Genomic DNA, 26,659 nt, shown 5'->3' with positions numbered 1-26,659 from the left:
ATAATTATCTAATTTTAGTTATTTTTGCTTAAAAAATCGTAAATAAAGTAAATATTTTTATGATATTAGTGTATATATATAAAAAATTATTTATAAATATAACTAAATAAACTTGACAATAATAGACTAAAGTTATATAATACACTTCATATAAAAGTAAAAAGGAGTAAAAATGGCAAATATACAAGATTTTTTAACAGATTCTATGCTTTCAAATATAGAAAGTGCAATTTCTTTGGCCATTCATTCTAAGAATAGTGAAATAAAACCTTTGCATTTATTATGGGCTTTAAGTGTTGATAGCTCTAGTTTGCTTAATCAAGTTTTTAATAAATTAAATGTTTCTAAAGAGGCATTTGAGTTAGAAGTAAAAAGTAAAATTTCATCTTTTCCTACTAGCTCAAATGTAAATAAAGACAATATTAAATTTTCAAATGAATTTATTAATTCTTTAGAAAAAGCAAAAGGCTTGGCTTTAGAAAATAAAGATAGTTATTTAGCTGTGGATATGTGGCTTGTTTCAGAAAGTGCTAGCGGGGTTATTAAAGAACTTTTGTCTAAATTTGTAGATTTAAATGAGTTTAAAAAAGAATTGGAATTTATTAGAGCAGGAGCTAAAATAGAAACCAAAACAAGTGATGAAACACTTGATTCTTTGTCTAAATTTGGTATTGATTTGACTATGAAAGCTAAAAACAATGAGCTTGATCCTGTTATAGGTAGGGAAGAAGAAATTCAAAGATTAATGCAAATTTTAATCAGAAAAACTAAAAATAATCCTATTTTATTAGGTGAGCCAGGGGTAGGAAAAACTGCTGTGGTGGAAGCTTTAGCGCAAAGGATAGTAAAAAAAGATGTTCCTACTTCGTTGCAAAATAAAAAAGTTATAGCTTTAGATATGAGTGCTTTAATAGCAGGGGCAAAATACAGAGGTGAATTTGAAGATAGATTAAAAGCAGTTGTAAATGAAGTAATAAAACATAAGAATGTAATTTTATTTATAGATGAAATTCATACCATTGTAGGTGCAGGTGCAAATGAAGGGAGCATGGATGCAGCAAATATTTTAAAACCTGCTTTAGCAAGAGGTGAACTCCATACTATAGGTGCTACAACCTTAAAAGAATATAGAAAATATTTTGAAAAAGATGCAGCTTTACAAAGAAGATTTCAGCCTGTAAATGTAGCTGAACCTAGTGTAAATGAAGCTTTGGCTATGCTTAGAGGTATAAAAGAAAAATTAGAAATTCATCATAATGTAACTATTAATGATAGTGCTTTAGTGGCAGCTGCAAAGCTATCTAAGCGTTATATAGCTAATAGATTTTTACCTGATAAAGCGATTGATTTAATTGATGAGGCTGCAGCGGAATTAAAAATGCAAATAGAAAGTGAGCCAAATTCTTTAAGAAAGGTTAGAAAGCAAATTGAAAGTTTGGAAGTAGAAAATGAAGCTTTAAAAATGGAAGAAAATGAAGCTAATGAAAAAAGATTGGAAGAGATTAAAAAAGAATTAGCAAATTTAAAAGAAGAGCAAATCAAACTTAATGCCAAATTTGAAAATGAAAAAGCAGTATTTAATGGCATAAGTGCAAAGAAAAAAGAAATCGATACTTTAAAAAATGAAGCTATTTTGGCTAAAAATAAAGGAGATTTTCAAAAGGCTGCTGAAATAGAATATGGCAAAATTTTAGAGTGCGAAAAAGAGGTTTTAAATTTAGAAGAAAAATGGAAACAAATGACCCAAGAAGGAGTTTTGCTTAAAAATCAAGTAGATGAGGATTTAGTAGCTGGTATTTTAAGTAAATGGACAGGCATTAGTGTGCAAAAAATGCTCACTTCTGAAAAACAAAAATATTTACATATTCAAGAGTATTTACAAGAAAGCGTCATAGGGCAAGATGAGGCTTTGAGTGCTTTAGCTAAAGCTATTAAGCGTAACAAAGCAGGGTTAAATCAAGCAACTAAGCCTATAGGAAGCTTTTTATTTTTAGGGCCAACTGGAGTAGGTAAAACAGAAAGTGCGAAGGCTTTGGCTAAATTTTTATTTGATGATGAAAAAGCTATGGTGCGTTTTGATATGAGTGAATTTATGGAAAAACACAGTGTATCAAGACTTTTAGGTGCACCTCCAGGATATATAGGGCATGAAGAAGGTGGGGAATTAACTGAAGCTGTTAGAAGAAAGCCTTATAGTGTGATTTTATTTGATGAAGTAGAAAAAGCCCATAAAGATGTATTTAATATACTTTTGGGAATTTTAGATGATGGTAGAGCTACAGATAGTAAAGGTGTAACGGTTGATTTTACTAATACTATCATTATCTTAACTTCTAATATAGGTGCAAATTTTATCATGGAACTAAAGGGTGAAGAAAGAGAAAAAGCTATCAAGGAAGCTCTTAGAAGCTTTTTTAGACCTGAGTTTTTGAATCGTTTAGATGATATTATCACTTTTAATCCTTTAGGAGAAAGTGAAGCTAAAAAAATAGTTAAATTACTTTTTAATACCTTGCAAAAAAATCTTGAAAATAGAGGTATTAAAGCAAGCTTGAGTGATAATGCTGCAAGTTTAATAGCAAAGGTTGGTTTTGATGTGGATTTTGGCGCAAGACCATTAAAAAGAGCTTTGTATGACATGGTAGAAGATAAATTAAGTGATATGATATTATCTGATGAATTAAATGAAAATGATGAAATTATTATAGATTCTAAAGATGGTGAGATTATCATTATTAAACAATAAGCAAGTGTAATACTTGCTTATTTTAGAGTAAAAATATCCTATTAACATTAAATTGTAAATACTTCGTATATTTGTTTAAAAAAATATTATTTTTTATCTATTCTTAACAATAAATGTTTTAAAATCTTTAATGATATTTCTATATTTAAGGAACAACAAATGAGTGATTTAGATATTTTTAATCGCCGTTTAGACGCATTAGAAAAACTTCCTCTTTTGAAAAATGAGATTTCTATCTCTAAAGCCTTGGAGCAATCAGGTTTTTCAAGAAGAGATTTTATGAAATGGGCTAGTGCAATGACTGCATTTTTAGCACTACCTGCTAGCTTTACTCCAGTAGTTGCAAGAGCTGCTGAGCTTAGTGATAGACTTCCAGTGATTTGGCTTCATATGGCTGAATGTACAGGATGTTCTGAGAGTTTATTAAGAAGTGATGCTCCTACTATAGATAGTTTAATTTTTGATCATATTTCTTTAGAATATCATGAAACTATAATGGGTGCAGCAGGTTGGCAAGCTGAGCATAATCTTGAAGCTGCTATGGAAAAATACAAAGGTAGATATATTTTAATGGTAGAAGGTGGTATACCAACAGGTGCCACAGAAAACTTTTTAACTATAGGACCACACGGTAAAACAGGTAAGCAAATAGCAGTTCAAGCTTGTGATAATGCTTTGGCTATTTTTGCTATAGGTACCTGTTCAGCTTTTGGTGGTATTCAAGCTGCTAGACCTAATCCAAGTAATGCTGTGAGTTTAAGTAAAGTTACAAATAAAACAATTATTAATGTTCCAGGTTGTCCTCCAAGTGAGAAAAACATTATAGGTAATGTGATTCATTATATATTGTATCAAACATTACCAGCGCTTGATGCTTATAACAGACCAAAATGGGCTTATGCTTTAAGAATTCATGATCTTTGTGAAAGAAGAGGACGCTTTGATGCGGGTGAGTTTGTACAACAATTTGGTGATGAAGGGGCAAAAAAAGGATATTGTCTTTATAAAGTAGGTTGTAAAGGACCTTATACTTTTAATAACTGTTCAAAAGAAAGATTTAATCAACATACTTCATGGCCGGTACAAGCTGGACATGGTTGTATAGGTTGTTCTGAGCCTGATTTTTGGGATACTATGGGACCTTTTGAAGAAGTGATGGCAGGAAGATTATTTGATACTGTTTATGGCTTGGGTGCTGATAGCATTTCAGATAAAATCGGTATAGGTGTGCTTTGTGTAACAGGTGTTGCTGTTGCTGCACATGCTGTGATTGCTTCATTAGAAAAGAATAAGGATTAAGAATGTCAAAAAGAATTATTATAGATCCACTTACTAGAATAGAAGGACACTTAAGAGTTGAAGTGGTGGTTGATGAAAACAATGTTATCAAAGAAGCATATTCAGGATCAACTCTATGGAGAGGTTTAGAAACTATTGTAAAAGGCCGTGATCCAAGAGATGCAGGCTTTTTAACTCAAAGAATTTGTGGTGTTTGTACTTTTTCACACTATAGAGCAGGAATTATTGCAGTGGAAAATGCTTTAGGTATCACTCCACCATTAAACGCAGTTTTAACTAGAACTTTAATGAATGCAGCTTTATATATGCATGATCATCCTGTGCATTTTTATCAACTTCATGGACTTGATTTTGTTGATGTTGTAAGTGCTTTAAGTGCTGATGTAAAAAAAGCAAGCGATGAAGCATTTAAATATACTGATATGCCTTATGCAACAGGTGCAGATAAACTTTTAGAAGTTCAGCAAAGACTAAAAACCTTTGTAGATAAAGGAAATCTTGGACCGTTTGCAAATGCTTATTATGGACATGCGACTTATCGCTTTACTCCTGAGCAAAACCTTATTGCACTTTCACATTATTTAGAATGTTTAAGAATTCAAAGAACAATAGCTCAAGCTATGGCGATTTTTGGTGCTAAAAATCCTCATCCACAAAGCTTAACAGTAGGTGGTGTGACTTGTGTTATGGATCTTTTAAACCCATCAAGAATGGCTGAATATATGACTAAATTCCAAGAAGTAGCTGATTTTATTAATCGTGCTTATTATCCGGATTTAATCATGGCAGCAAAAGCTTATTCTAAAGAAGCAAGCGTGTTAAATGATGTAGGGGTAAATAATTTCTATACTGAGAGAGAATTCCAAGTTTCAAGTGATGAATGGTTGTTTGAAGGTGGTATTATTAGAAATGGTGATTTGAGTAAAGTTGAAGAAGTAGATGAAGCTAAAATCACCGAGGAAGCGACAAGAGCTTGGTATGCAGATAATGAAGCTTTACACCCTTATGATGGTAAAACTAATCCAAACTATACAGGCTTAATTGATGGCGAAAGTATTGATGATAAAGGTAATATGGTTCATAGTAAGGTATTTGATACCAAAGGCAAATACAGCTGGATTAAAGCTCCAAGATATGAAAATTTACCTATGCAAGTTGGACCATTAGCAAATATTTTAGTTAATTATGCTAAGGGTAATAAAATCGTAGTAGAAGCGGTTGATTCATTCTTAAAAGCTACGAATTTACCAGTTAAAGCACTTATGAGTACTTTAGGAAGAACGGGTGCTAGAGCAATTGAAGCTAAAATCATTGCTGATCATGGCTTGAAAGCATTTAATTCTTTGGTTGAAAATTTAAAAACAGATGAAAGTACTTGTGCTACTTATGTAATCGATAAAAACAAAGAATACAAAGGTAGATTTATGGGAAGTGCGCCTCGTGGTGCGTTGAGTCATTGGTGTAGAATTAAAAATGGTGTAATTGAAAATTGGCAAGCAGTAGTACCTTCTACTTGGAATGCAAGTCCAAAAGATGCAAATGGAGTAGGTGGTAGCTATGAGCAATGTCTTATCGGTATGAAACTAGCTGATGTTAAACAGCCTTTAGAAGTAATAAGAGCTATTCACTCTTATGATCCTTGTATAGCATGTGCTGTGCATGTAATGGATACTAAAGGTAATAATCTTAGCGAGTATAAAGTAAATGTAAATTTATAAGGAAAGGACTTTAGTATGGATTCTAAACATTCCTTAAAATCAAACAGAAAGGCTGAATACGAATTTAGTATCGGCCTTCGTTTTACACATTGGTTAAGAGCGGTTACAATCGTGATTTTAGTGGGAACTGGATATTATATTTCTTATGTATTTCAATCTCCTTCTATTTCATCTGAACCGACTTTATTTATGCAGGCAAAATACCGCATGGTGCACCAAATTTTTGGTTTTATTATGATAGCTTGTGTGCTTTTTAAAACATATTTGTTCTTTTTTGATCCAAAAAGTGCAAATGAAAGAAGAAGTATTAAAGATATTTTTAATGTAAAATTATGGATAGAGCAGATTAAATTTTACATTTTCCTAGGAAAACACCCGCATTTACAAGGTGTGTATAATCCTTTGCAATTTGCAACTTATTTTTTCTTTTATCTTGTTATGTTTGGGCTTATTTTAACAGGTCTAATCCTTTATATGCATGTATATCATGAAGGCTTGGGTGGATTTTTATACAATATCTTAAGACCTATTGAGGTAATGCTAGGTGGATTGGCTGATGTTAGAACTTACCATAGAATTTTAATGTGGGTTGTGTTGATTTTTGTTCCAGTGCATATTTATATGGCTGTGTTTAACTCAGTTAAAGGTAAAGATGGTGCTTTAGATGCTATCTTTAGTGGTTATAAATTTGTAAGAGAAAATCATTGAAACTTCTAATCTTAGGTATTGGTAATATTATGTTTGCAGATGAGGGCTTAGGCGTTCATCTTTGCAAACTTTTAGAAAAAAATTATAAGTTTTATCATGAAAAAGACTCAGTGAGTTTTGTAGATGGTGGAACTTTGGCTTTACAACTTAGCTATATTATAGCTGAATATGATGAAATGATTGTGATTGATTGTATTGCAGCAGATGATGCTAAGATTGGAGATATTTTTTTCTTTCCTTATGATGCAATGCCAAAAAAAGTTAACTGGAGTGGTAGTGCGCATGAGGTTGAAATGCTTCAAACTTTACAATACATGGAGCTTATGGGAGATTTACCTAAAACTCAAATTTTAGCTTGTGTGCCAAAACGCATAGAACCATTGAGTTTTAAACTTTCAAAAGAAGTCTTGAATGCTTTAGAAAAAATGGAGAAAATTTTACTTGATTTTTTAGAGAAAAAAGGCTTTACTTATGAGAGAGTTGCTAATTATAATATACAAGAGCTTGCTCTAAATTCTTACAAAAGCTAAGCAAAAAGCTTAGCTTAATTTTTAATCATCAAATTTTTGTCCTAAGAAATTTCCATTTACATCAGTATAAATTTCCATCATATTATTTAGTTTAAATTTATAACCTTGAATTTCTTTTTCAACTTTAATTATGCTTGCATTTGGGTGCATTTTTTTAATTGTTGCCAAAACATTTGGACTTAAAAAAGAAGTATCAATCGGTCTGTATTTTGCATCAATTTCTTTCCAATCTCCATTGATGAAAAACTCAAGTTCAGTTCCATTGTCTAAATAAACATCAAAGCTATCAATGTCTTGTTTAACTAAAGCTATGTTTGAGCCTGTAAAGTGTTTTTGTATAAAATTTTTAGAATTTGCTGGTAAAGCATTTACACCTACAACCATATCTTTAGCAAAAACACAACTTGCTAGAGCTAATGCCATTAAAGCTATTTTTAATTTCATTTTTTATCCTTTGAATTGAATTATTTGTAAAATCATATAAATATTGAGTGAATTTTGTGTGAACTTTGTTTTTTTAAAATAAATAGCAAGTATTTAATTGTATAATGATAAAAAAGTTTTAAAAGGATACATAATGTATAGGTTTGCACCATCGCCTACTGGAGATATGCATATTGGAAATTTAAGAGCAGCTTTGTTTAATTATATTAAAGCAAGACAAGAAAATACAGATTTTATTTTGCGTATTGAAGATACGGATAATGCTAGAAATATAGCTGGAAAAGAAGAAGAAATAAAAGCTATTTTAAAAGAATTTGGTATAACTTGGCAGCATTATTATGTGCAAAGTGAGAATTTGAAATTTCATCGTCAAATGGCTTTAAAGCTAGTAAGTGAAAAAAAAGCTTTTGCTTGTTTTTGTACTGAGGATGAATTAGCTCATAAAAAAGAACTAGCTAAAAGTAAAAATCAAGCATATAGATACGATGGTACTTGTGAAAAACTTGCAGATATTGATGTATTAAATTGTGAAAAACCTTTCGTAATTCGTCTTAAAAAACCTCAATCGCAAATGCAATTTACTGATTTTATTAAAGGTGAAATTAGTTTTAATCCTGAAGATATTGATAGTTTTGTGATTATGAGGACTGATAAAACCCCAACTTATAATTTTGCTTGTGCGGTTGATGATATGCTAGAAGGTGTTACTTGTATTATAAGGGGCGAAGATCATGTTTCAAATACTCCTAAACAAGAGCATATTAGAGCAAGTTTGGGTTATGATAAAAGCATGACTTATGCACATTTGCCTATCATCTTAAATGAAGAGGGTGTTAAAATGAGCAAAAGAGAGGCTCATTCTAGTGTAAAATGGATGCTTGATAATGGATATTTAGCAAGTGCTATTGCAAATTATTTAATACTTTTGGGTAATAAAACTCCAAAAGAGATTTTTACTTTAGAAGAAGCCATAGAATGGTTTGATTTGAAAAAAGTTTCAAAATCTCCTGCTAGATTTGATACCAAGCGTTTAATGCAAATTAACCGTGAGCATATAAAAATGCTTGATAATGATAAATTAAATTCTTTGTTAAATTTAGGTAAGGATATAGCTGAGCTTGCAAAATTTTATACTCAAGAAGCTAGTACGCTAAATGAGATAAGAGAAAAAATACAAGCCATTTTTGCAGTTAAAAATTATAATGAATTTGAAAATGAATGTAAGTTGATTAAAGAAGTTTTAAAAGATTTGGATTTACCTCAAGAATATGATGAGTTCAAAAAGATTTTAATAGAAAAAACAAATTTAAAAGGAAAAAATTTCTTTATGCCTTTGCGTTTAGTATTAACAGGGGCTACTCACGGGCCTGAAATGAGTGAAATTTATACTCTAATCAAGCCTTTTATCAAAGAAATTATAAAGGAGTAAAATGGGAGTTGGAACAAGTTTGATTGTGTCTTTGGTACAAATTTTTTCTTTGGTGATTGAAATTTATGTTTGGATTATAATCATTGCTGCGTTGATTTCTTGGGTAAGGCCTGATCCATACAATCCTATAGTGCAAATTTTATATCGTTTAACTAATCCTGCTTATGCTTTTGTAAGAAGATTTATTCCCACTACTATAGGAAGCATTGATTTAGCACCTTTGATTATTATTTTAGGATTAAAATTTATTCAAATATTTTTATCAAATTTAATTTTAGGAAGTTTATAAGTGTTGAAAAAAAGTGTAGTATTACTTTTGGCTGGAGTAGTTTTTGCAAATAGTGCTATGTATTCTTATAAAGAATTAGAGCAAAAACCAAATTCTTTGGCTAAGGATTATTATTTATATCGTTTATTAGAAAAAAATGAATTTAAAAAAGAAGAAGTCGAAGGTTTAAAAGAACATATTTATCGTTATGCAGGGCGTATTAAAAATGCCATTGAAGCTATTATTCCACCTTTGGGATATAATAAAGAATATGAAGCTTGTTATAAATTTAACACGCAAAATATCTTAGATGCTAATGCTACTTGTCAGCTTATAAGATTAAACAGTTTAACTTTTATACAAGATCTTAATGCTTCAGTGCGTAATGAGATGAAAAAAAATATCCCACAGGATAATCCAAATTTAGTAAAGCTTTTAGAAGCTTTTAACGCTAAAGATCCTCTAAGTTATGCAGTTTTAAATTATGATAGTGCAAATTTTTATAAAATTTATGGCTTTTTAAAAGATAAAAAGGATTTTTTCCTAGAAAAAGATTTTGTTGATGAATTAGCAAAAGAAAAAGAATTTACAAATTTTGTAAAAGAAATTATCATTAAGAAAAAAAGTCCATTAATAAGAAAATCTTTGGTCAATGTGGATGCAAATTTAACTTTTCAAGATAATGCATTTTACTTAGGTGTGAATGCTATTTTAGAAAATGACGATGAAAAAGCATTGGAATTTTTCCAAGTAGCAAAAGATACTTTTAAAAGCAAACCTTTAGCAGATAATGCAAATTTTTGGATTTATTTAATCACTCAAGATAAAAAGTATCTTGATGAGCTTGCTCAAAGTGATTCTTTAAATATTTATAGTCTTTATGCAAGAGAGTTAAAGGGCTTGCCTTTGCCTAAAATAGAAGAATTAAAGCCAAAAAAACAAAAAAATGATTTTGATATGAAGGATCCTTTTGCTTGGCAAAAACTTGCAAAAGAAATTGCAAAAGGCACTCCTAATGAGTTAGAAAAGCTTGCCAAAGATTTTTATACTAAAGAAAACATCGCTATTTATGCTTATATTAAAGAAAGAGCTGAGGGTTTTAAAAAGCATTATTTTATAATGCCTTATTTTGAATATTTAAAGGATTATTCTACGCAAAGAAAGGCTATGATTTTAGCTTTAGCTAGACAAGAAAGTCGCTTTATACCAACAGCCATTTCAACTTCTTATGCTTTAGGTATTATGCAATTTATTCCATTTTTAGCTAATCATATAGGTAATAAAGAGTTACAAATTCCAAATTTTGACCAAGATATGCTTTTTGATCCAAAAACAGCTTATACTTTTGCAAATCATCATTTAGATTATTTAGAATCTAAACTTAATTCTCCGGTTTTTGTTGCATATGCTTATAATGGAGGTATAGGATTTACCACTAGAATGCTTAAAAGAGAAGATATGTTTAGAGTAGGAAAGTACGAGCCATTTTTATCAATGGAGCTTGTTCCTTATGCAGAAAGTAGGGTGTATGCTAAGAAAGTTTTAGCTAATTATATTGTGTATTTACATCTTCTGAACGATAATACACCGATTTCGAAATTTTTTGAAGCTTTAACTCAAAACACTGATTCTCAAAACACAAATCAAGTTGCAAAATAGGTTTTTGCACTAATTCATCAAGGGTGATTTTGTAATAACTTGCATAATCACTTTTGACGATATATTTAAACAACTCATCATTTTGATCTAAGACTTTTAAGTTAGTTTTTTCTCCATTTATGAGTATTGAAATTTGCTCTTGATTGATGTTGATATTTGGTAAAAAACTAAGCACAAAAACTTCTTGTTGACTTTTTTCATCTAATACAGGATTTAGATAGCTTAATAAAGCAACTACTCTATTATCTTTATAATTAAAATTGATTTTTTGTGCATACATAAGAGTTTGGCTTTTTAAATTGATTTCGCTTTGTTTTTGAGTTTTATTTGAACATGCAGTAAAAATAAGTGTTAAGAAAATAATCATATAAATTTTTTTCATATTTTATTCCTAATTTTTTTATAATTATAAGCTTTTAACTTTTAAAAAGATATAATTTTGTTTATTTTCTTTGATTTAAGGAAGTTATGAAAAGATTAGCAATGGCTTTTAGTGGGCCTTCCAATTCAGGTAAAACAACTTTAATTACTCAAGTAGCTAAGTATTTTATGGAGCAAAATTATAAAGTATGCATTATAAAACATGATCCAAAAGATAAAGCAAGCTTTGATATAGCAAAAAAAGATAGTTTTAAATTTTTTCAAAGTGGTGCTGATGTAATGGTTTTAAGCCCTACAAGGACAACTTTATTTACACATTCTCCAAGTACTTTAGATGAAGCTATTTCTAAATTAGGGGAATTTGATTTTTTATTTATAGAGGGCTTAAAAACCTTAGATATGCCAAGAATTAGTGTTTTTTGCAAAGAAGTAGATGAGAGCTATTTTGCTTATTCTAAGGCTATTGCAAGCTATGGGAAAATCGAAAATAAAAATTTAACTTGGCTTTATTTGGATGATTTAGAAAGTATTTGTGATTTTATATTAAAAAATTCAAAAAAAGTATAGGGGTAAAATATGCAAGAATTAATTAACGATATACAAAAAGCAGTGATTGAAATTTCAAAAGAACTTAGATATTTAAAAGATTTTGATTATACCGCTTCTCAAAACGCAACTGGAGATAATCAATTAAAACTTGATGTAAAAAGTGATGAGATTATCACTAGAATTTTAAGACAAAATAAAGGCATAAAAAGCTTAATTAGTGAGGAAAAACAAGAGCAATTATTAATCAATGAAAATGAAAAATACGTTGTTGCTTATGATCCTTTAGATGGCTCATCTTTGGTAGATGTGAATTTTGCTATAGGTTCTATTTTTGCTATTTATGAGCAAAAGGCTAGTGCAAAAAATCTAAAAGCAGCGGTTTATGCTATTTATGGTGTGCGTTTAGAGTTTATAGTGTGCATAGACACTCCTAAGCTTTATAGGTTAAATGAAAAAGATGAATTTGTTTTTGTTAAGGATTTAAAATTAAATGAAAAAGGTAAATTAAATGCAAGCGGTGGAACACAAAAAAATTGGTCAAATACTCATAGAGCTTTTATAAAAGCTTTATTTGATGAAGGATATCGCTTAAGATATTCAGGTGCTATGGTGAGTGATTTGCACCAAATTTTACTCAAAGGTGGAGGATTATTTTCATATCCTGCAACAAGTGATGCGCCAAATGGAAAATTGAGAGCATATTTTGAGGTATTTCCTTTTGCTTTTATTTTTGAAAAAGCAGGAGGGCTTTCTACTAATGGAGAAAATGATTCTTTGCTTGATTTAGAATTTGAAAAAATTCATGCAAGTACGCCATGCTTTTTGGGTTCAAAATATGAAATTGAAAAACTAAAACAAGCTTATAAAGGGCTTTAATGGCTGAAGTTAAAGATGAATTTGAACTAGCTTTGGAAGTTAAAAAAAACGAACTTCAAGCTTGTCAAAACGATAAAAACTTAAAATCTTGTTTACCTTGCTCTTTGATTTTTGAATGCTCTTTAAGAAAAGAGTATATTGATGCAGTTTATAAGAGTATGTCTAAAGGTAAAGAAGGTGGATTTGATTTTTAATTAAAGGTTGAAAATGCGTTATATTACTACTCCGATATATTATGTAAATGATGTGGCACACATAGGACATGCTTACACTACGATTATAGCAGATACTTTGGCTAGATTTTATCGCTTGCAAGGAGAAAAAACATTCTTTTTAACAGGTACAGATGAACATGGTCAAAAGATAGAGCAAGCTGCTAATGCTAGAAATTTTACCCCTAAAGAATATGCAGATGAAATCAGTTCTAAGTTTAAAAAACTTTGGGATGAGTTTGAGATTTCTTATGATTATTTTATTAGAACTACAGATGAAAACCACAAATTAAGTGTACAAAAAGCATTTAAAAAAATGTTTGATAAAGGTGATATTTATAAAGGAACTTATGAAGGCTTTTATTGTGTTTCTTGTGAGAGTTATTTTACCCAAACTCAGCTTGTAAATGAGTGTCATTGTCCAGATTGTGGTAAAAAAACACAGCTTTTAAAAGAAGAAAGTTATTTTTTTAAGCTTTCTAAATATCAAGATCAAATTCTTAAATGGTATAAAGAAAAAGAGCCGATTTTACCTAAAAATAAGGCTAATGAATTAATCCACTTTGTAGAAGGCGGTTTAAAAGATCTTTCTATTACAAGAACGAGTTTTGAATGGGGTATAAAGCTTCCAAAAGAATTAAATGATGAAAAACATGTGGTGTATGTTTGGCTTGATGCTTTGATGAATTATGTAAGTGCTTTGGGTTATGGACTTGATGATAAAAATATGGATCTTTGGCCTGCTCATATTCATTTTGTAGGTAAAGATATCTTACGTTTTCATGCAGTGTATTGGCCTGCGTTTTTGATGAGTTTAGAGCTTCCTTTGCCTAAATTTGTAGCAGCACATGGTTGGTGGACTAAAGATGGTGAAAAAATGAGCAAATCTAAAGGTAATGTAGTAGCACCTAAAGAAGTGGCAGATACTTTTGGTTTAGAAGCTTTTAGATATTTTTTACTCAGAGAAGTTCCTTTTGGCAATGATGGGGATTTTTCACAAAAAGCATTAATCACTAGAATCAATGCAGAGTTAAGCAATGAGCTTGGAAATTTATTAAATAGAATTATCGGTATGAGTGCTAAGTATTCTCAAAATATTATTGATTGTAAAGATGTGAACTTGCATTTTAATCAAGAATTAAATGAATGTAAAGAATATTTAGATAATGCAATTAATGCTTTAGAAAATATCCAACCAAATCGTTATTTAGAAGAGCTTTTCAAGGCTTTATCTTTAGCAAATTTAAGTATTAGCAAATATGAGCCTTGGAATTTAATTAAAAATGATCAAATGCAAAAAGCTAATGCCTTAGTGGCTTTGTGTGCTAATATTTTAACAAAAGTTACTATTTTACTTTCAGCTGCTATGCCAAAAACAGCTTTAAAAATTGCCAAATCTTTAAATTTTGAAATTTCAAATGAAAATTACCAAAAATTAATCTTAAACAATCAATTATGTGATTTAAAATCAAGTGCATGTGAAGCTTTATTTCCAAAAGTTGAATTAACCCAAGAAAGCAAAAAAGAAGAAAAAGCAGAAGAAAAGCCAAGTTTGCCTCAAATTAAAATAGATGATTTTAAAAAAATCGAAATTAAAGTAGCATTAGTAAAAGATTGTCAGAATATAGAGGGTAGTGAAAAGCTTTTAAAATTTCAACTTGAACTTGAAAATGGTGAGTTAAGACAAGTACTTTCGGGTATTGCTAAATTTTATAAAGCTAGTGAATTAATAGGCAAGCAAGTTTGTGTGATTACAAATTTAAAAAAAGCTAAAATTTTTGGCCATGAAAGCCAAGGTATGATTTTAAGTGCTCAAAAAGATGAAAAATTAGTTTTAATTAGCCCACAAAGCTTTATTGAAAATGGAGCTTTAATAGGCTAAATGAATATTTCTAATTTTGTTGAGCTTGTTAATGCCCAAGTTTTAAACCATGGAGCAACTTCTAGTGTTTATGATTTTAGTATAGATTTAAATAAAGTCAAACAGGCAAGTGTTTTTTTTGCTAAAAATAACGAACAAGCAAGTTTTGCTATAAAACTTGGTGCCTATGTTATAGTAAGCGAAGAAAAATTAAATCTTGAAGATAAAGATGTGTTTTATCTTCAAGTTGATGATCTTGAAAAAGCTATTTTTAGACTTTTTAGATTTTTATGTGAAGAAAAATCTTATGAATTTCTATACTGCAATCATACAGAATTAAAATTTGCAAAGGCATTTAATTTTAAAGTCTTAAACTCAAACATTTTATTAGATTTTGATCTTTTAAAAAATTCAAAAGAAAAAACTTTCTTTTGTTCTGATGATGAAAAATTTATTTTAAAATTAAAATCAAATTTTCATACCTTAAAAGCTTGTAAATATGAAATTTTAGGCTCTAAATCTTTATTTCAAACGAGTTTGCTTTGTAAAAATTTGTATTTTAAAGATTTAAAATTTGCATTTTTTTATGCAGATATTTTTGCTAGTTTTATTGAATTTATAGAAAGTCAAAAATTATCTTTTAGTTTTAATGATAAAAAATTAGAACTTTTTAAAGCCTATTTTTTAAACTCAAAAAATGAAATTTGTGCTTTTGGGGGCAGTTCTAGAGTAGTTTTACTTGTAGAAAATGAAGAAGATTTTGAATTTATAGCACAAAATTTTCAAGGCGTTAAAGATTTCAAAATAGCATTAAAAAATTCATTATTTTGCGATTTTTCTTATGCAAATTTAAATGAATTAAAGAATTTTTTTGATTTTAAATATTGTCTGATCAAAGAAAGCGAAGAAGAGTTTTTGGAGTATTTTTTAGCACGAGAGAAAAAAATTAGTTTATTTGATTAAAAAAATATCAACTTTAAAAAGATATATTTCTAATTTTATTTTATTAATTTAAAGGAAAAAATATGAAAAAATTTTTATTTTTAAGTTTATTTGCTGCAGCTGCATTGAATGCTGAAATTTTAGTTTATGGTCCAGGTGGTCCAGCTCCTGTTTTAAAAGAACTTGCAAAACAGTTTGAAGAAAAACATGGTGAAAAAGTTATTATTAATGCAGGACCAACGCCTAAATGGATTAAACAAGCAAAAATGGATGCTGATATTATTTATTCTGGCAATACATCTATGATGGATGGATTTATTAAAGCAATGCCAAAACAAATTAAAATACAAGATGTTCAAGTTTTAAATGCTAGGGGCTCGGGCATGATTGTAAGAGCAAATAATCCAAAAAAAATTAAAAAATTTGAAGATCTTTTAAAAGATGGTGTTAATGTTATGGTAGTTGATGGAGCGGGGCAGGTTGGCTTGTATGAGGATATGGCTTTGAAAACAGGAAAAATTGAAAATCTAGAAAAACTTAGAAAAAACATCAAAGTATATGCTAAAAATTCAAAAGCTGCAGTTGATGAGTGGAAAAATAATCCAAATATTGACGCTTTAATTATTTGGACACATTGGATTAAAGCAGTTGGTGAGAAAGAAAATAAATTTATTAAAGCAGATAAAAACTCAATTATTTATAGAGCCGCTGAAATAGTACCAACACAAAAAGGTCTGAAAAATCCAAAAGTAGCTGAATTCATAGAATTTACACAAAGTAAAGAAGCGCAAAAAGTATGGGAAAAAGAAGGTTGGTTAGCTAAATAAATTAAAAGCATTTTACTTTAATGTAAAATGCTTTTTTTGAATTATTTTTCGTTAATTTCTGCTTCGATGTTGATTTGTACTTCATCACTAAGTGTTAAACTAGAAGTATCTGGAGCAAATTTAAAATCACTTCTTTTAATTTGTCCTTGTAAAGTAAACCCTGCCTTTTCTTTGCCACTATCTGTTTTGATAACCCCACCAATTTCGGTATCTAAAACGATATCTTTGCTTACACCAGCAATATTTAATGAGCCATACATTTTACCTTTTTCATTGGAAATTTTTTCATATTTACTCATCGTAAAAGTGATATTTGGATGAGTTTTTGCTTTGAAAAAATCATCTTGTTGTAAATGAGCATCTCTTGCTTTATTTTCAGTATTTATAGAGGCAACTTTTATGTTTGCTTGAAGTTTGTTAAATTCAAATTTAGCACTATCAAAATCAATTACTGCATCGTAATCTTTAAAATTTCCATTTACATTACTAATTTGTAAATGTTTGATTTTAAATCCTACATTTGTATGGGATTTGTCTAAGCTAAATTCTTTACTTAAAGCATTGCTTGCCAAAATAGAAGCAGCTAAAAAAGAACCAAGTAGTATTTTTTTCATGTTTTCTCCTTAATATTTAAAAAGCAAATTATACAAATGAAAATAAAATGAAAGTAAATTATCAAATGTATTCTATAAAATCTTTCACATTAGCTTCTTTAAAGCCTTTTAATCTTAATAAACAGCTATCACATTTGCCACAAGCCTTGTCTTCTCTTTCATAGCAAGACCAAGTGTATTCTAAGGCTACCTTTTCTTTTAAGGCTAAATCAACTATTTGTCCTTTGTTTAGATGAACTAGTGGGGTTTTAATTGCGACATTACAAGTTTTTGTAGTACCTTCATTGATAAACTCACTTGCTTTTTGTATGAAATTTGCGCTACAATCAGGATAACCACTGCTATCTTCTTGCACCACTCCTATAAAAATACTTTCACATTTTTCTTTTTCAGCTATAGCTCCTGCAATGGATAAAAAAATACCATTTCTAAAAGGAACATAAGTGTTTGGAACTTCTTTTTCATGTAGTTTTTCTTTGGGGATTTCTAAATTTAAATCTGTTAAAGAGTTACCACCGATATTTGCTATAAATGAAACATCTAAAATATATTTTGTTTTTATATTAAGTTTTTCACAAATTTTATTAAAACATTCTCTTTCTTTAAGCATGGTGCGTTGATTATAATCAAAATGTAAAGCAATAATTTCATATCCTTCTTTTTTAGCTAAATATGCACATAAAGTACTATCCATACCACCACTTATAATACAAAGAGCTTTTTTCATACTTTTCCTTAATTTTGATATAATTTGAAATTATAAAATTAAAAGGATAATAATGATTTTTTGTGAAGAAGAAATGGATATTTCTTTTCTTGAAAAAATTGCTAAAAAAATGAGTGATCAAAATATAGAACTTGTTTTAGTAAATGAAAAAACCATGCATGAAATTAATCTTAACCAAAGGGGAGTAGATAAAACTACAGATGTCTTATCTTTTCCCTTAGTGCAAAATTGTGAAAATTTACTTGGAAGTATAGTGATAAATTTAGATGAAGTAAGCAAAAAGGCTATGGAATATAAACATAGCGAAAAAGAAGAGATGGCATTGCTTTTTATCCATGCTATGCTTCATTTGCAAGGATATGATCATGAGGTAGATCAAGGACAAATGAGACAAAAAGAACAAGAATGGATTGAGTATTTTAAATTGCCAAAAAGTTTGATTGTAAGAGTGCAAGGAGAATAGATGTTTAAAAAAATTGCTTTGAGTTTGAGTTTATGTGTGAGTTTGTATGCTTATAATGAAAATACATTTACGCTAAATATTTTAGAAGGAAAGGAATTTGATATTTATCTATATAGCTCTAGTAAAAGTAACACTAGTTATGGATTTGTCCAAACAAAACAAAAACAATATAATTTTTGGGGAAGTGCTAAAAATGATGAGTATTATATAGATATAGCAGATTTTGGAACTTGTGTTTTAAAAGATATACATAAAAATAATTTTGAAGCTCTATGTAAAATAGATGGTATAAAAAAAGAATTTAACTTTTTGGCCAATAAATCCAATGCAAGCATTTATCAATTATCACTTAAAGAACAAAAACAAGTAGAAGATAATAAGAGTATTGAGTTTGATTTTAGTGAAGATATATTAAAACTATCAAGTCAAAATAAAAATTTAGAAAAAATTATTGATGATTTTAATGAGAATTTAGATAAAAATTCATTAAAACAAAAAGTAAGAGAAAGTTTTGATAAATGGAATAAAGAAGATATTTCTAATAATGAGTTTTTTTCTCAAGCTTATATAATTTATCAAGATGAGCATATTGTTTCTTTAGGAAAAAATATTTATGAGTATAAAGGCGGTGCTCATGGTATGACTAATTTTTTAAGAAAAACTTATAGCATTGATGATATGAAACTTCTTAGATTGAAAAATGAGTTAAAAATAGAAAATGAAGATTTTCAGAATATGATTAAGCAAAAGATTTTAAGTTTATATAATGAAAATGAGTTATTTGATATTAAAGAGCTTAAAATAAGTGAAATTTTTGAAGTGAGAAAAAATGGATTGGTTTTGATATGGGAGCCTTATGATATAGCTCCTTACTCTACTGGAGTAATTGAAATTTTTATAAGTTATGATGAGTTAAAACCTTTTTGGAAAAATAATTCAAAACTTGCTTATTTGAGTAAAACCAAATAAGCTTTTAATCATCAAATTTTTGTCTTAAAATCGTCCCATTATCATCTATGTAAAGTTTCATTTGATTATTAAGTTTGATTTTATAATAAGAAATTTTTCTTTCTATCTCTATGATTGCTGTATTAGGGTAGATATTTTTAATGGTATTTTGTATTGCTAGGGGTAAAATCGCATAATTTAGCGATCTAAAATTTTCAGCCTCTTTAAATTCTCCATTAAGTGAAAACTCAATCTCACTTCCATCGCTTAAATAAATCTCATAAGAATAACCATCTTGTTCTACCAGACCTATTTCTGCATTAAAATAATCTTTGATAAATTGTTTGATATTTACAGGCAAAGAATCAGGTGCTATGACTATACCTGCATTAAGAGTATTTAAACTAATCAAAAAAGCCAAAGCTAGTTTTTTCATTTTTAACCTTATTTTATTTTTTGACGATATTGTATCTTATTAATGTGAATTTTATGTGTAAGCTAGAATTTAAATAGCTTTTTGTTATAATTATTAAAAATACAAAGTAGGGCAATGGTAGCTTCTTTTTTAATCGCTTTAAATATTGTGATATTTGTCTTTGTGAATTATCTTTATTTTGGATCTTTAAATTTAGATGCTATTTTGGGTTTAAATTTATTTTTTTTTCAAGGATTTTACTGGCAAATTCTAAGCTCAATGTTTATGCATGGAAATTGGCCTCATTTGATTTTAAATATGATAGTGCTTTTTCAATTTGGCTCTATGCTTGAAAAGTATTTAAAAAGTTTTAAATTTGCTTTGCTTTATTTAATTGGCGGAATTCTTTGCTCTTTACTTAGTGCTTTTTATGTGTATTTAAGCTTTGATGGTAGTTTTGTAAATGTAGTGGGTGCAAGTGGTGCTATATGTGTTTTAATGGGATATTATGCATATTTGGATAAAACCGCCACTAAAGGACTTATCGTAGCTATATTACTAATGAGTTTTGTGCCTATTTTTATGGGTGTAAATATAGCTTGGTATGCGCATATTTTTGGCTTTATATGTGGATATGTTTTGGGTAAATTTAAGGTTATAAAATGAAATATATCTATTTTATCCGTCATGCCAAGGCTCAAAAAGAAAATTATGATCAAGATTTGCAACGAGAGCTTAGTTCTAGTGGAAAAGATGATCTAAAAACTATGATTTATAGGATTAAAGATTTAGAATTTAAAGCTCAAAGCATTATTTCAAGTCCTGCTAGGCGTTGTATAAAAACAGCGCAAAAACTTTGTAAAAGCTTTTCTTTAAAAGAAAAAGATATTAAGATAGAAAAAAGCTTTTATGATGGTAATTTAGAGGATGTATTAAATTTTATAAAAGAATTAAAAGAGAGTAGGGTAGTGCTAATTATGCACAATCCTTTATTACAAGAACTTTGTGAGTATTTAGCTCATATAGATTTAGAAAACTTTCCAACTTCTGCTATTTTATGTATGCAATTTGATATAAAAGAATTTAAAGATATAAAAGAATACAGCGGGGAGGTTGTGTTTTTTGATTATCCTAAAAGTCAAGAAAATAGCTAATCTACATTTTTAACTTCAATTTTATTTAAGCAAAAATACAAACTAAAATTTATCTGAAATAAAAAATATACATCTTTAGTCTTTCATAACTGCATAAAATAACTTATAATATTTTTCAAAAAATTATACTTATTTTTTTATGGATAAATTATTTTAATTCAAAAATTAAAATGCTTTAAATTACTATATTATAGGTATTTAAAAATACATTCCATCTATGAAATAACAGATAAATATAAAAGTTTGAAAATTATAGTTTTCAATACAAAATATATACAATTTCAAGATTTTACTATTTATCATATAATTTTACATATATATTAAGTTTAAGTTAAAATATTTTTATAGACTAAAAAAGCTGAAATGATGAGTAAAAAGGAAAATAAATATAAAAGTTTAGCTTGTATGAAATTTTTGGTTTTATTTGGATTTTTGGATTAGTCTTGAAAGTTGTCTTGCTAAAAGTTTAGCACTATTTTCATCTTTGCTAAGTTTTTTCATATTTTCTCTAAATTCATAAAGTCTTTTTTCTTGTGTAAAGTCATTTGAAGTATTATCTTGTTTTGAGGTATTGTTTTGTTTTACTTGCTTTTGCACGATTTTTTTCTTAAAAAACATATCATTGTCCTATTTTGTTTTTATAATTATAGCTTGATATTTTTTAAGTAAGATTTTTTTATAATTTTTATATTAGTTTTAAAAGGAAAAAAGTTTGAAAACCATAGGTTTAATAGGTGGAATGAGTTATGAAAGCACACTTAGTTATTATGAAATTATCAATAAATTAACAAATGAAAAATTAGGAAAATTACATAGTGCCAAGATAGTTTTAACTAGTGTTGATTTTGAAGAGATAGAAGAATGTCAACGTAAGAATGATTGGCAAAAAGCAAGTGAAATTTTAACCCAACATGCCCTACTTTTGCAAAAATGCAGAGTTGATTTTATATTAATTTGTACTAATACTATGCATAAATGTTATGAAAATATACAAAAAAATATTCAAATTCCTATCTTACATATAGCTAAAGCTATGCTTTTAGAACTTCAAGAGCAAAACATCGATAAAGTATTGTTATTAGGGACAAAATACACTATGCAAGAAGATTTTTATAAACAACTTTTAATTAACTCAAAGATTGAAGTTTTTATTCCCAAAAATGATGATATTTTAAAACTTAATGATATCATTTTTAATGAGCTTTGTAAGGGTATTATAAATAAAGACTCAAAAAAATATTTAGATGATGTGATTGCTCAATTTCCGCAAGTTCAAGGAGTTATATTGGGTTGTACTGAACTTGGATTGATTGTAAAAGAAAGCTCTAAAAAGCTATTTGATAGTGCATATATTCATGCTAAAATGGCTACTTTGAAAGCCTTGGAGAATGAGCGATGAAATATCCTCTAGATTGTGAAGAAAATTTTGAAAAGTCATTTTTGTTTTGGCTTTGTAGATATGTGAAATTTAAACTAAATTCTTTATCAAATAAAGAATTAAAAGACCCTCAAACTTTGGCTGTAGTAAATTTAGCTCTAAGTAAGGGTGTTAAAAATATACAAGAGCTTGATGCTTATGTAAAAAAAGCAAGAAATGCAGGGCTTAGCGGTGTAAATACGTATTTTAATCCTTTGAAAAAACTTTATGAATATTTGTTATTTTACAAGCTTTATTCGCTAAAACAAATTGATGAAGAGCTTTTAGTGGAAATTTTAGCAAGTATTAGTGCTTCTTTATCTGATGCGAGTAAGAAAAATTATCGTATAGCTGTGATTAATTTTTTTGCATTTTTAGATAAACAAAACGAAGAAGATCAAAAAGCACATATTTTTGATATTAATCTTAAAAATTGGGCAGGTATAAGTGGCTCTAAAGGAGTTAAATTACCTGAATATATGAGCGAAGATGAAGTGAGTAAATTTTTAGATGCTATTGATAATACAGATTTTAAAAACAACACTATACGCAATCGCTTGATTATTAAAATCATCATTTTTACAGGAATTAGGGTTAGCGAGGCTATTAATATAAAATTAAAAGATATTAGTGAAGAAAATGATCTTTATATTATACGCATTAGAGCTAAAGGCAATAAATACCGCGTTGTGATGATTAAAAAAGAGCTTATAGAACATCTTTTAAAAGATGTAAGAGTAAATTATCTTTCTTGTGATGGACTTTTATTTGTCAATCGCAATGGCAAGGCCCTAACCCAAGCTTATGTTTCGCGCATAGTAGAACAAATTTTATTTAAAGCAGGAATTCGCAAGCAAAAAAATGGAGCCCATATGCTAAGACATACTTTTGCTACCCTACTTTATAAAAAGCAAAAAGATTTAGTTTTAGTCCAAGAAGCACTAGGCCATGCAAGCTTAAATACTTCAAGAATTTATACACACTTTGATAATGAAAAGCTAAAATTGGCCGCAGAAGTAGCAAAAAAACTTCACGATAGAAATTAATTTTTTATAAAAAAATCCGATATATCCTTTAAAAGAAAGGATATATCATGCAAATAAATAATTATGCTAGTAAAATCAATCCTTATGTTTTAAACACTCAAAAAGAAGAAAAAGAAAGTAAAGAGAGCAAGAATTTTATAGAGTTTAAATTTACTCAAGGTATAAAAGAGCTTGAAAAAAGTGTTAAAGAAAGTCAAAATGGAGAAAAATCAGAAGATGAGTTAAGTAAACTGTATAAAGAACTTTCTAAAATACAAGCTAAAATAACAGAATTAAATGCAAAATTACAGTCAAGCCAAGATCCACAAAAAGCTCAAATGATCAATTCTCAAATTCAAAGTTTAAATTCGCAAATGCAAAGCATTTATGCAAGAATAACTCAAATGTTATCTCAAGCAATGCAAGCCGTTAAATAAATTTTTGTATCTATAATTTAAGGGGTATTTTTTGCTTTTTATTGTATTATCAAAGTTTAAAAAATTAAGGAGTTTAAATGAATTGTAGGTTGTTATCTTCATTGATTTTGGCTAATGTATTATATGCAAATACTGGATGGCAAAATAATGGAAACGCTTTAAGTTATTGCAGTGGACAAATAAATTGTATTATTTTTGAAAATGTAAATAATGATAGTTTAATTTTTAATAATGGGGGGGGGGAGATGGCTCTTTAGTAATATAGTCAAACGATAATTTTGTTGTTAATATTTCTTCTAACTCTACTTTTATAACAAATCAAGGCACTATAGATAAAATAAGCATAAATTCAGATTTTAATAATAACACTAAAGGGAATTATTATTTTATCAACAACGATAAAACAATCAATTCTATTATCGTAGAAAAAGATATAGTTTTTACAACCAGTCAAGGTATTATCCATAATCAAGGGTATATAGAAACTATAACAAATAATGGAACGATTAATAGCCTTGATGAATATATATTGTTTAATAATATTGGTGATGTAAAACATATTATCAATAATGGAACTATAAATACTAATTCAAATTTATATGTTAGTGGTATGCAAGGTAGTAAACTGAGTGAATTTAAAAATAGTGGAATTATAAATTATTATGGAGTAAGTGGAAGTTTTAGATCTTTAATCACAATGTTAGAAGGTGAATTAGATATATTTCATAATACAAAAACAGGGATTATTAAATCAAATCAAACAATTTTGGAAAACTGGGATAAAGTTAAAATTGAAACTTTTAATAATGAAGGCTTAATTGAAGTAGATTTAGCTAAAGAAGATAATGATTATGCTATTGAATTTTCTCATTTAGAAGATAATGATTTTAACGAATACGGCATAAATAATTTCCACAATAGCGGTAAAATCATAGTAAAAAATAGTACAAAAGGTGGTGCTGTTTATATTTCTAGAGCTACAACCTTTACTAATTCTGGCACTATATCTTCAGACAATGCTAGTGCAGTAATTTTAGGTGCAGTAGATGCTATCACTAACATAGGTACTATATCAGGTAAAATTGGTATAGGTTTATTTAGCGGTGATATACCTATTGATACTACTTTTTCTAATACTGGTTCGATCAAATTTAAAGGAAAAAGTGGAGCTCATATTAGTTTAGATAAAGATTATAATAATAAATTAAATATCACAGATTATAATCTTTTCATAGCTCAAGATGCTAATGCTTTCTCATCTAATGATTTTGGTATAAAAGATAAAGATTTTGATAATTTTGATAGTTTAAATAAACAATCTCACGTTATTATCTCTTATGATAAAAATGATATAAATTTTTTAAAAAATATAAACTTCAAAAAAGGTAGTATAAGACTTAATGTAGATGATATGATAGGAAAAGGTTTTAAACTAAATACTTATTATAATACTAATGATTTAATCTTAGCTAATGATGGTAGTGGCACTTTAACTTCAGCAGGAGATAAAGTAAATAATGGAGATGGTTTAGGAAGTGTAGATTATCTAGCTTCAATGACTAATAATATCTATGAAATAGCTTATAAAAACTCAAGCTCTATGCAAGATTATAATGATGCTTTTTCTATCAATGTTCAAAAACAAAATTCTAAATCTTATGTAGCTAATCAAGCTTCTAATATGAGTAATATAAGAAGAATACATTTTATTAATGATGTTATTTCTGATGAGATAGCTAAAATGCAAGAAGATAATCGTTTTTATGCTAAGACTTATTTTGTAAATGATAATTATAATTTAGCTAATAATAATGGTAAATTAGATGGTAATGGATATGGAGCTTTATTTGGTTTTAATAAAAACTTACATGATGATTCTATCATAGGTGCTTATGCTGGTTTAGAAACTCAAGATTTAGATAATGATTTTAATCATTTAAGTATAAAAGATCAAGCTTTTTTTGCTGGATTAAATTATTATAAAAATCTAAAGAAATTTGATAAGAGTGATTTATATATAAAAACTCAAATTAGAGCTTCTTATGTGGATTCTAAGATAGATAGAATTTTAGATATTAAACAAGAAGATAAATATGGAAGTTTTTCTTTAGGTGCTTCTGTAGGTTTAGGACTTGATTATTATTTTAATGATAATTTTACCATACAAGCTAGAATAAATATAGACTATGATAGACTTGAACATGGTAGTTTTACCTTAGGTAATGAAAACTATCATTCAAATCATATTGATTTATATGCTCTTAGTCAAGAATTAAAGGGTATATATATGATTAATGATAAATTTTCTACTAATGCTTCTTTAGGAGTTAAAGTAAATATAAAAGATTATTATTATGCTGATTTTGAGATAGATGAAACTAATTATAAGGATAAATACTATCTTGATAGAATGTATTATTTTACACAATTAGATTTTTCTTATATTATTACTCCAAAATCTAATATATCTTTATCTTATAATGGTTTATACTCAGATAGATTAACTTCTCATAGTGGTGTTCTAAGTTACAGATATTTATGGTAGTTTTAGTACAGAATTCTCTGATAACAACCTAATCACAAAACAAATGATTAGGGTTGGTTTTGTAATACGTTATTTTTTAGCGTTTAAAAATACACTAAGAATAATCAAAGCAAAAAGATCAATCACGCCATAAATAGTCCCTAAAAATAAAAAACTCACAAAAGCAGCAGTCACAGGTTTTATACAAGCTATCATGCTAGCTAAAAGCCCCTATTGTACCTATAAACACAATCGCGCTCATAGCTAAAAGGAATTTAAAGAAAAATCATGTTTTGGGATATTTCCTTGTAATAATACAAAAAGCAAAAAAGAAGCAAATAAACTAGCCAAGCCCATGATTAAAAATAAGCCATATTTTGCTATAATAAGCCTAGCGCTCAAAGAATAAACGCTACTCCAAGAGCTCCAAAAAAAGCCCAAATAACACCTTTAATCTTATTAATTTATATAATATTTGTAGTAAAA

General features: G+C 28.2%; 29 protein-coding genes and 1 pseudogene. 23 read left to right on the top strand and 7 right to left on the bottom strand.

What is annotated here, in order from left to right; all coding sequences use genetic code 11:
- Nucleotides 1-172: 172 nt before the first annotated feature.
- From L8X40_RS05420 to L8X40_RS05400, 5 genes are all read left to right on the top strand, one after another.
- On the top strand, nucleotides 173-2,746 hold the full coding sequence (locus L8X40_RS05420; RefSeq protein WP_263667489.1) for an ATP-dependent Clp protease ATP-binding subunit: 2,574 nt from the start codon (nucleotides 173-175) through the stop codon (nucleotides 2,744-2,746).
- Nucleotides 2,747-2,905: 159 nt separating this feature from the next.
- The gene (locus L8X40_RS05415; RefSeq protein WP_263667488.1) at nucleotides 2,906-4,045 is read left to right on the top strand and encodes a hydrogenase small subunit; all 1,140 of its coding nucleotides are present in this window, start codon (nucleotides 2,906-2,908) and stop codon (nucleotides 4,043-4,045) included.
- 2 nt (nucleotides 4,046-4,047) lie between these two features.
- Nucleotides 4,048-5,763: a nickel-dependent hydrogenase large subunit gene (locus tag L8X40_RS05410; protein WP_039618199.1), complete on the top strand. Its 1,716-nt coding sequence runs from the start codon at nucleotides 4,048-4,050 to the stop codon at nucleotides 5,761-5,763.
- A gap of 15 nt (nucleotides 5,764-5,778) precedes the next feature.
- A complete protein-coding gene (cybH, locus tag L8X40_RS05405; RefSeq protein WP_263667487.1) occupies nucleotides 5,779-6,471 on the top strand; it encodes a Ni/Fe-hydrogenase, b-type cytochrome subunit in 693 nt (230 codons plus the stop codon).
- Nucleotides 6,468-7,001, top strand: a complete 534-nt coding sequence (locus L8X40_RS05400) for a HyaD/HybD family hydrogenase maturation endopeptidase (RefSeq protein ID WP_087699560.1) — start codon at nucleotides 6,468-6,470, stop codon at nucleotides 6,999-7,001. The genes cybH and L8X40_RS05400 overlap by 4 nt, the downstream gene beginning before the upstream one ends.
- A 21-nt stretch (nucleotides 7,002-7,022) precedes the next feature.
- Here L8X40_RS05400 and L8X40_RS05395 read toward each other — a convergent pair whose 3' ends face one another.
- The gene (locus tag L8X40_RS05395; protein WP_087699562.1) at nucleotides 7,023-7,445 is read right to left on the bottom strand and encodes a PepSY-like domain-containing protein; all 423 of its coding nucleotides are present in this window, start codon (nucleotides 7,443-7,445) and stop codon (nucleotides 7,023-7,025) included.
- A 133-nt stretch (nucleotides 7,446-7,578) separates the two neighbouring features.
- Here L8X40_RS05395 and gltX point away from each other — a divergent pair, with 133 nt between their 5' ends.
- Genes gltX through L8X40_RS05380 form a run of 3 tightly spaced genes read left to right on the top strand, consistent with a single transcriptional unit; the run spans nucleotide 7,579 to nucleotide 10,801 of the window.
- Entirely contained in the window at nucleotides 7,579-8,874 is a 1,296-nt protein-coding gene (gene gltX / locus L8X40_RS05390) for a glutamate--tRNA ligase (RefSeq protein ID WP_263667486.1), read from the top strand.
- A gap of 1 nt (nucleotide 8,875) precedes the next feature.
- A complete protein-coding gene (locus L8X40_RS05385) occupies nucleotides 8,876-9,163 on the top strand; it encodes a YggT family protein (protein WP_012661430.1) in 288 nt (95 codons plus the stop codon).
- Entirely contained in the window at nucleotides 9,164-10,801 is a 1,638-nt protein-coding gene (locus L8X40_RS05380) for a lytic transglycosylase domain-containing protein (RefSeq protein ID WP_263667485.1), read from the top strand.
- Here the strand turns inward: L8X40_RS05380 and L8X40_RS05375 are convergent.
- Entirely contained in the window at nucleotides 10,689-11,183 is a 495-nt protein-coding gene (locus L8X40_RS05375; RefSeq protein ID WP_263667484.1) for a hypothetical protein, read from the bottom strand. The genes L8X40_RS05380 and L8X40_RS05375 overlap by 113 nt on opposite strands.
- Nucleotides 11,184-11,269: 86 nt before the next feature.
- On the opposite strand from L8X40_RS05375, the gene mobB reads away from it, so the two are divergent.
- The 6 genes from mobB to L8X40_RS05345 all read left to right on the top strand — a co-directional run bounded on the left by mobB (nucleotide 11,270) and on the right by L8X40_RS05345 (nucleotide 16,449).
- The gene (gene mobB, locus L8X40_RS05370) at nucleotides 11,270-11,749 is read left to right on the top strand and encodes a molybdopterin-guanine dinucleotide biosynthesis protein B (RefSeq protein ID WP_087699568.1); all 480 of its coding nucleotides are present in this window, start codon (nucleotides 11,270-11,272) and stop codon (nucleotides 11,747-11,749) included.
- Between the two features lie 9 nt (nucleotides 11,750-11,758).
- Nucleotides 11,759-12,607, top strand: a complete 849-nt coding sequence (locus L8X40_RS05365) for a class 1 fructose-bisphosphatase (RefSeq protein ID WP_087699570.1) — start codon at nucleotides 11,759-11,761, stop codon at nucleotides 12,605-12,607.
- Nucleotides 12,607-12,801: a hypothetical protein gene (locus L8X40_RS05360; protein ID WP_087699572.1), complete on the top strand. Its 195-nt coding sequence runs from the start codon at nucleotides 12,607-12,609 to the stop codon at nucleotides 12,799-12,801. The genes L8X40_RS05365 and L8X40_RS05360 overlap by 1 nt, the downstream gene beginning before the upstream one ends.
- 13 nt (nucleotides 12,802-12,814) lie before the next feature.
- The gene (gene metG / locus L8X40_RS05355; RefSeq protein WP_087699573.1) at nucleotides 12,815-14,701 is read left to right on the top strand and encodes a methionine--tRNA ligase; all 1,887 of its coding nucleotides are present in this window, start codon (nucleotides 12,815-12,817) and stop codon (nucleotides 14,699-14,701) included.
- Nucleotides 14,702-15,643: a hypothetical protein gene (locus L8X40_RS05350; protein ID WP_263667483.1), complete on the top strand. Its 942-nt coding sequence runs from the start codon at nucleotides 14,702-14,704 to the stop codon at nucleotides 15,641-15,643.
- Between the two features lie 62 nt (nucleotides 15,644-15,705).
- Nucleotides 15,706-16,449: a substrate-binding domain-containing protein gene (locus L8X40_RS05345; RefSeq protein WP_087699577.1), complete on the top strand. Its 744-nt coding sequence runs from the start codon at nucleotides 15,706-15,708 to the stop codon at nucleotides 16,447-16,449.
- 41 nt (nucleotides 16,450-16,490) lie between these two features.
- Here the strand turns inward: L8X40_RS05345 and L8X40_RS05340 are convergent, their stop codons facing one another.
- Both L8X40_RS05340 and queC read right to left on the bottom strand, forming a co-directional pair.
- Entirely contained in the window at nucleotides 16,491-17,063 is a 573-nt protein-coding gene (locus L8X40_RS05340; RefSeq protein WP_214100839.1) for a YceI family protein, read from the bottom strand.
- 61 nt (nucleotides 17,064-17,124) lie between these two features.
- On the bottom strand, nucleotides 17,125-17,790 hold the full coding sequence (gene queC, locus L8X40_RS05335; protein ID WP_087699580.1) for a 7-cyano-7-deazaguanine synthase QueC: 666 nt from the start codon (nucleotides 17,788-17,790) through the stop codon (nucleotides 17,125-17,127).
- Between the two features lie 52 nt (nucleotides 17,791-17,842).
- Here queC and ybeY point away from each other — a divergent pair, with 52 nt between their 5' ends.
- Together ybeY and L8X40_RS05325 are read left to right on the top strand one after the other, a co-directional pair.
- A complete protein-coding gene (gene ybeY / locus L8X40_RS05330) occupies nucleotides 17,843-18,253 on the top strand; it encodes an rRNA maturation RNase YbeY (protein WP_087699582.1) in 411 nt (136 codons plus the stop codon).
- Nucleotides 18,254-19,222, top strand: a complete 969-nt coding sequence (locus tag L8X40_RS05325) for a DUF3298 and DUF4163 domain-containing protein (RefSeq protein WP_087699584.1) — start codon at nucleotides 18,254-18,256, stop codon at nucleotides 19,220-19,222. It begins immediately after the preceding gene.
- 4 nt (nucleotides 19,223-19,226) lie between these two features.
- Here the strand turns inward: L8X40_RS05325 and L8X40_RS05320 are convergent, their stop codons facing one another.
- Nucleotides 19,227-19,637 carry a PepSY-like domain-containing protein gene (locus L8X40_RS05320; protein ID WP_214100842.1) on the bottom strand — a complete coding sequence of 137 codons (411 nt, stop codon included), beginning with the start codon at nucleotides 19,635-19,637 and terminating at the stop codon, nucleotides 19,227-19,229.
- A gap of 114 nt (nucleotides 19,638-19,751) precedes the next feature.
- Here L8X40_RS05320 and L8X40_RS05315 point away from each other — a divergent pair, with 114 nt between their 5' ends.
- Entirely contained in the window at nucleotides 19,752-20,282 is a 531-nt protein-coding gene (locus tag L8X40_RS05315; RefSeq protein WP_087699587.1) for a rhomboid family intramembrane serine protease, read from the top strand.
- The gene (locus L8X40_RS05310) at nucleotides 20,279-20,770 is read left to right on the top strand and encodes a SixA phosphatase family protein (protein ID WP_087699589.1); all 492 of its coding nucleotides are present in this window, start codon (nucleotides 20,279-20,281) and stop codon (nucleotides 20,768-20,770) included. The genes L8X40_RS05315 and L8X40_RS05310 overlap by 4 nt, the downstream gene beginning before the upstream one ends.
- Nucleotides 20,771-21,190: 420 nt before the next feature.
- Here L8X40_RS05310 and L8X40_RS05305 read toward each other — a convergent pair whose 3' ends face one another.
- Nucleotides 21,191-21,388 (bottom strand): molybdenum cofactor biosynthesis protein, encoded by a 198-nt coding sequence (locus L8X40_RS05305; protein ID WP_087699591.1) that lies wholly within the window; start codon nucleotides 21,386-21,388, stop codon nucleotides 21,191-21,193.
- A gap of 94 nt (nucleotides 21,389-21,482) precedes the next feature.
- Between L8X40_RS05305 and L8X40_RS05300 the strand changes: the two genes are divergently transcribed.
- From L8X40_RS05300 to L8X40_RS05280, 5 genes are all read left to right on the top strand, one after another.
- The gene (locus tag L8X40_RS05300; protein ID WP_087699593.1) at nucleotides 21,483-22,169 is read left to right on the top strand and encodes an aspartate/glutamate racemase family protein; all 687 of its coding nucleotides are present in this window, start codon (nucleotides 21,483-21,485) and stop codon (nucleotides 22,167-22,169) included.
- Complete coding sequence (locus tag L8X40_RS05295; RefSeq protein WP_263667482.1) at nucleotides 22,166-23,233, top strand: tyrosine-type recombinase/integrase; 1,068 nt, start codon at nucleotides 22,166-22,168, stop codon at nucleotides 23,231-23,233. The genes L8X40_RS05300 and L8X40_RS05295 overlap by 4 nt, the downstream gene beginning before the upstream one ends.
- Nucleotides 23,234-23,280: 47 nt before the next feature.
- Nucleotides 23,281-23,649 (top strand): hypothetical protein, encoded by a 369-nt coding sequence (locus L8X40_RS05290; RefSeq protein ID WP_214136414.1) that lies wholly within the window; start codon nucleotides 23,281-23,283, stop codon nucleotides 23,647-23,649.
- Nucleotides 23,650-23,726: 77 nt separating this feature from the next.
- Nucleotides 23,727-23,906, top strand: a complete 180-nt coding sequence (locus tag L8X40_RS05285; protein ID WP_263667481.1) for a hypothetical protein — start codon at nucleotides 23,727-23,729, stop codon at nucleotides 23,904-23,906.
- Between the two features lie 272 nt (nucleotides 23,907-24,178).
- Complete coding sequence (locus L8X40_RS05280) at nucleotides 24,179-26,194, top strand: autotransporter outer membrane beta-barrel domain-containing protein (RefSeq protein WP_263667480.1); 2,016 nt, start codon at nucleotides 24,179-24,181, stop codon at nucleotides 26,192-26,194.
- A gap of 69 nt (nucleotides 26,195-26,263) precedes the next feature.
- Here L8X40_RS05280 and L8X40_RS05275 read toward each other — a convergent pair.
- A pseudogene (locus L8X40_RS05275) lies at nucleotides 26,264-26,622 on the bottom strand (EamA/RhaT family transporter); the annotation flags it as partial.
- Nucleotides 26,623-26,659: the final 37 nt, after the last annotated feature.

It is taken from the genome of Campylobacter sp. CNRCH_2013_0855 (genome assembly GCF_025773025.1).
Classification (GTDB): Bacteria; Campylobacterota; Campylobacteria; order Campylobacterales; family Campylobacteraceae; genus Campylobacter_D; species Campylobacter_D jejuni_C.
The sequence above is the reverse complement of the archived record's forward strand: the minus strand, read 5'-3'. Positions and strand labels throughout refer to the sequence as shown.

Coding starts and splice junctions, on each gene's coding strand:
- cybH (WP_263667487.1), top strand. CDS start 5,779: ATGGATTCTAAACATTCCTTAAAATCAAACAGAAAGGCTGAATACGAA.
- L8X40_RS05315 (WP_087699587.1), top strand. CDS start 19,752: ATGGTAGCTTCTTTTTTAATCGCTTTAAATATTGTGATATTTGTCTTT.
- queC (WP_087699580.1), bottom strand. CDS start 17,790: ATGAAAAAAGCTCTTTGTATTATAAGTGGTGGTATGGATAGTACTTTA.
- L8X40_RS05385 (WP_012661430.1), top strand. CDS start 8,876: ATGGGAGTTGGAACAAGTTTGATTGTGTCTTTGGTACAAATTTTTTCT.
- L8X40_RS05290 (WP_214136414.1), top strand. CDS start 23,281: ATGCAAATAAATAATTATGCTAGTAAAATCAATCCTTATGTTTTAAAC.
- L8X40_RS05310 (WP_087699589.1), top strand. CDS start 20,279: ATGAAATATATCTATTTTATCCGTCATGCCAAGGCTCAAAAAGAAAAT.
- gltX (WP_263667486.1), top strand. CDS start 7,579: ATGTATAGGTTTGCACCATCGCCTACTGGAGATATGCATATTGGAAAT.
- L8X40_RS05375 (WP_263667484.1), bottom strand. CDS start 11,183: ATGAAAAAAATTTATATGATTATTTTCTTAACACTTATTTTTACTGCA.
- L8X40_RS05350 (WP_263667483.1), top strand. CDS start 14,702: ATGAATATTTCTAATTTTGTTGAGCTTGTTAATGCCCAAGTTTTAAAC.
- L8X40_RS05420 (WP_263667489.1), top strand. CDS start 173: ATGGCAAATATACAAGATTTTTTAACAGATTCTATGCTTTCAAATATA.
- L8X40_RS05340 (WP_214100839.1), bottom strand. CDS start 17,063: ATGAAAAAAATACTACTTGGTTCTTTTTTAGCTGCTTCTATTTTGGCA.
- L8X40_RS05345 (WP_087699577.1), top strand. CDS start 15,706: ATGAAAAAATTTTTATTTTTAAGTTTATTTGCTGCAGCTGCATTGAAT.
- L8X40_RS05325 (WP_087699584.1), top strand. CDS start 18,254: ATGTTTAAAAAAATTGCTTTGAGTTTGAGTTTATGTGTGAGTTTGTAT.
- ybeY (WP_087699582.1), top strand. CDS start 17,843: ATGATTTTTTGTGAAGAAGAAATGGATATTTCTTTTCTTGAAAAAATT.
- L8X40_RS05415 (WP_263667488.1), top strand. CDS start 2,906: ATGAGTGATTTAGATATTTTTAATCGCCGTTTAGACGCATTAGAAAAA.
- L8X40_RS05305 (WP_087699591.1), bottom strand. CDS start 21,388: ATGTTTTTTAAGAAAAAAATCGTGCAAAAGCAAGTAAAACAAAACAAT.
- mobB (WP_087699568.1), top strand. CDS start 11,270: ATGAAAAGATTAGCAATGGCTTTTAGTGGGCCTTCCAATTCAGGTAAA.
- L8X40_RS05320 (WP_214100842.1), bottom strand. CDS start 19,637: ATGAAAAAACTAGCTTTGGCTTTTTTGATTAGTTTAAATACTCTTAAT.
- metG (WP_087699573.1), top strand. CDS start 12,815: ATGCGTTATATTACTACTCCGATATATTATGTAAATGATGTGGCACAC.
- L8X40_RS05365 (WP_087699570.1), top strand. CDS start 11,759: ATGCAAGAATTAATTAACGATATACAAAAAGCAGTGATTGAAATTTCA.
- L8X40_RS05395 (WP_087699562.1), bottom strand. CDS start 7,445: ATGAAATTAAAAATAGCTTTAATGGCATTAGCTCTAGCAAGTTGTGTT.
- L8X40_RS05360 (WP_087699572.1), top strand. CDS start 12,607: ATGGCTGAAGTTAAAGATGAATTTGAACTAGCTTTGGAAGTTAAAAAA.
- L8X40_RS05285 (WP_263667481.1), top strand. CDS start 23,727: ATGAATTGTAGGTTGTTATCTTCATTGATTTTGGCTAATGTATTATAT.
- L8X40_RS05410 (WP_039618199.1), top strand. CDS start 4,048: ATGTCAAAAAGAATTATTATAGATCCACTTACTAGAATAGAAGGACAC.
- L8X40_RS05295 (WP_263667482.1), top strand. CDS start 22,166: ATGAAATATCCTCTAGATTGTGAAGAAAATTTTGAAAAGTCATTTTTG.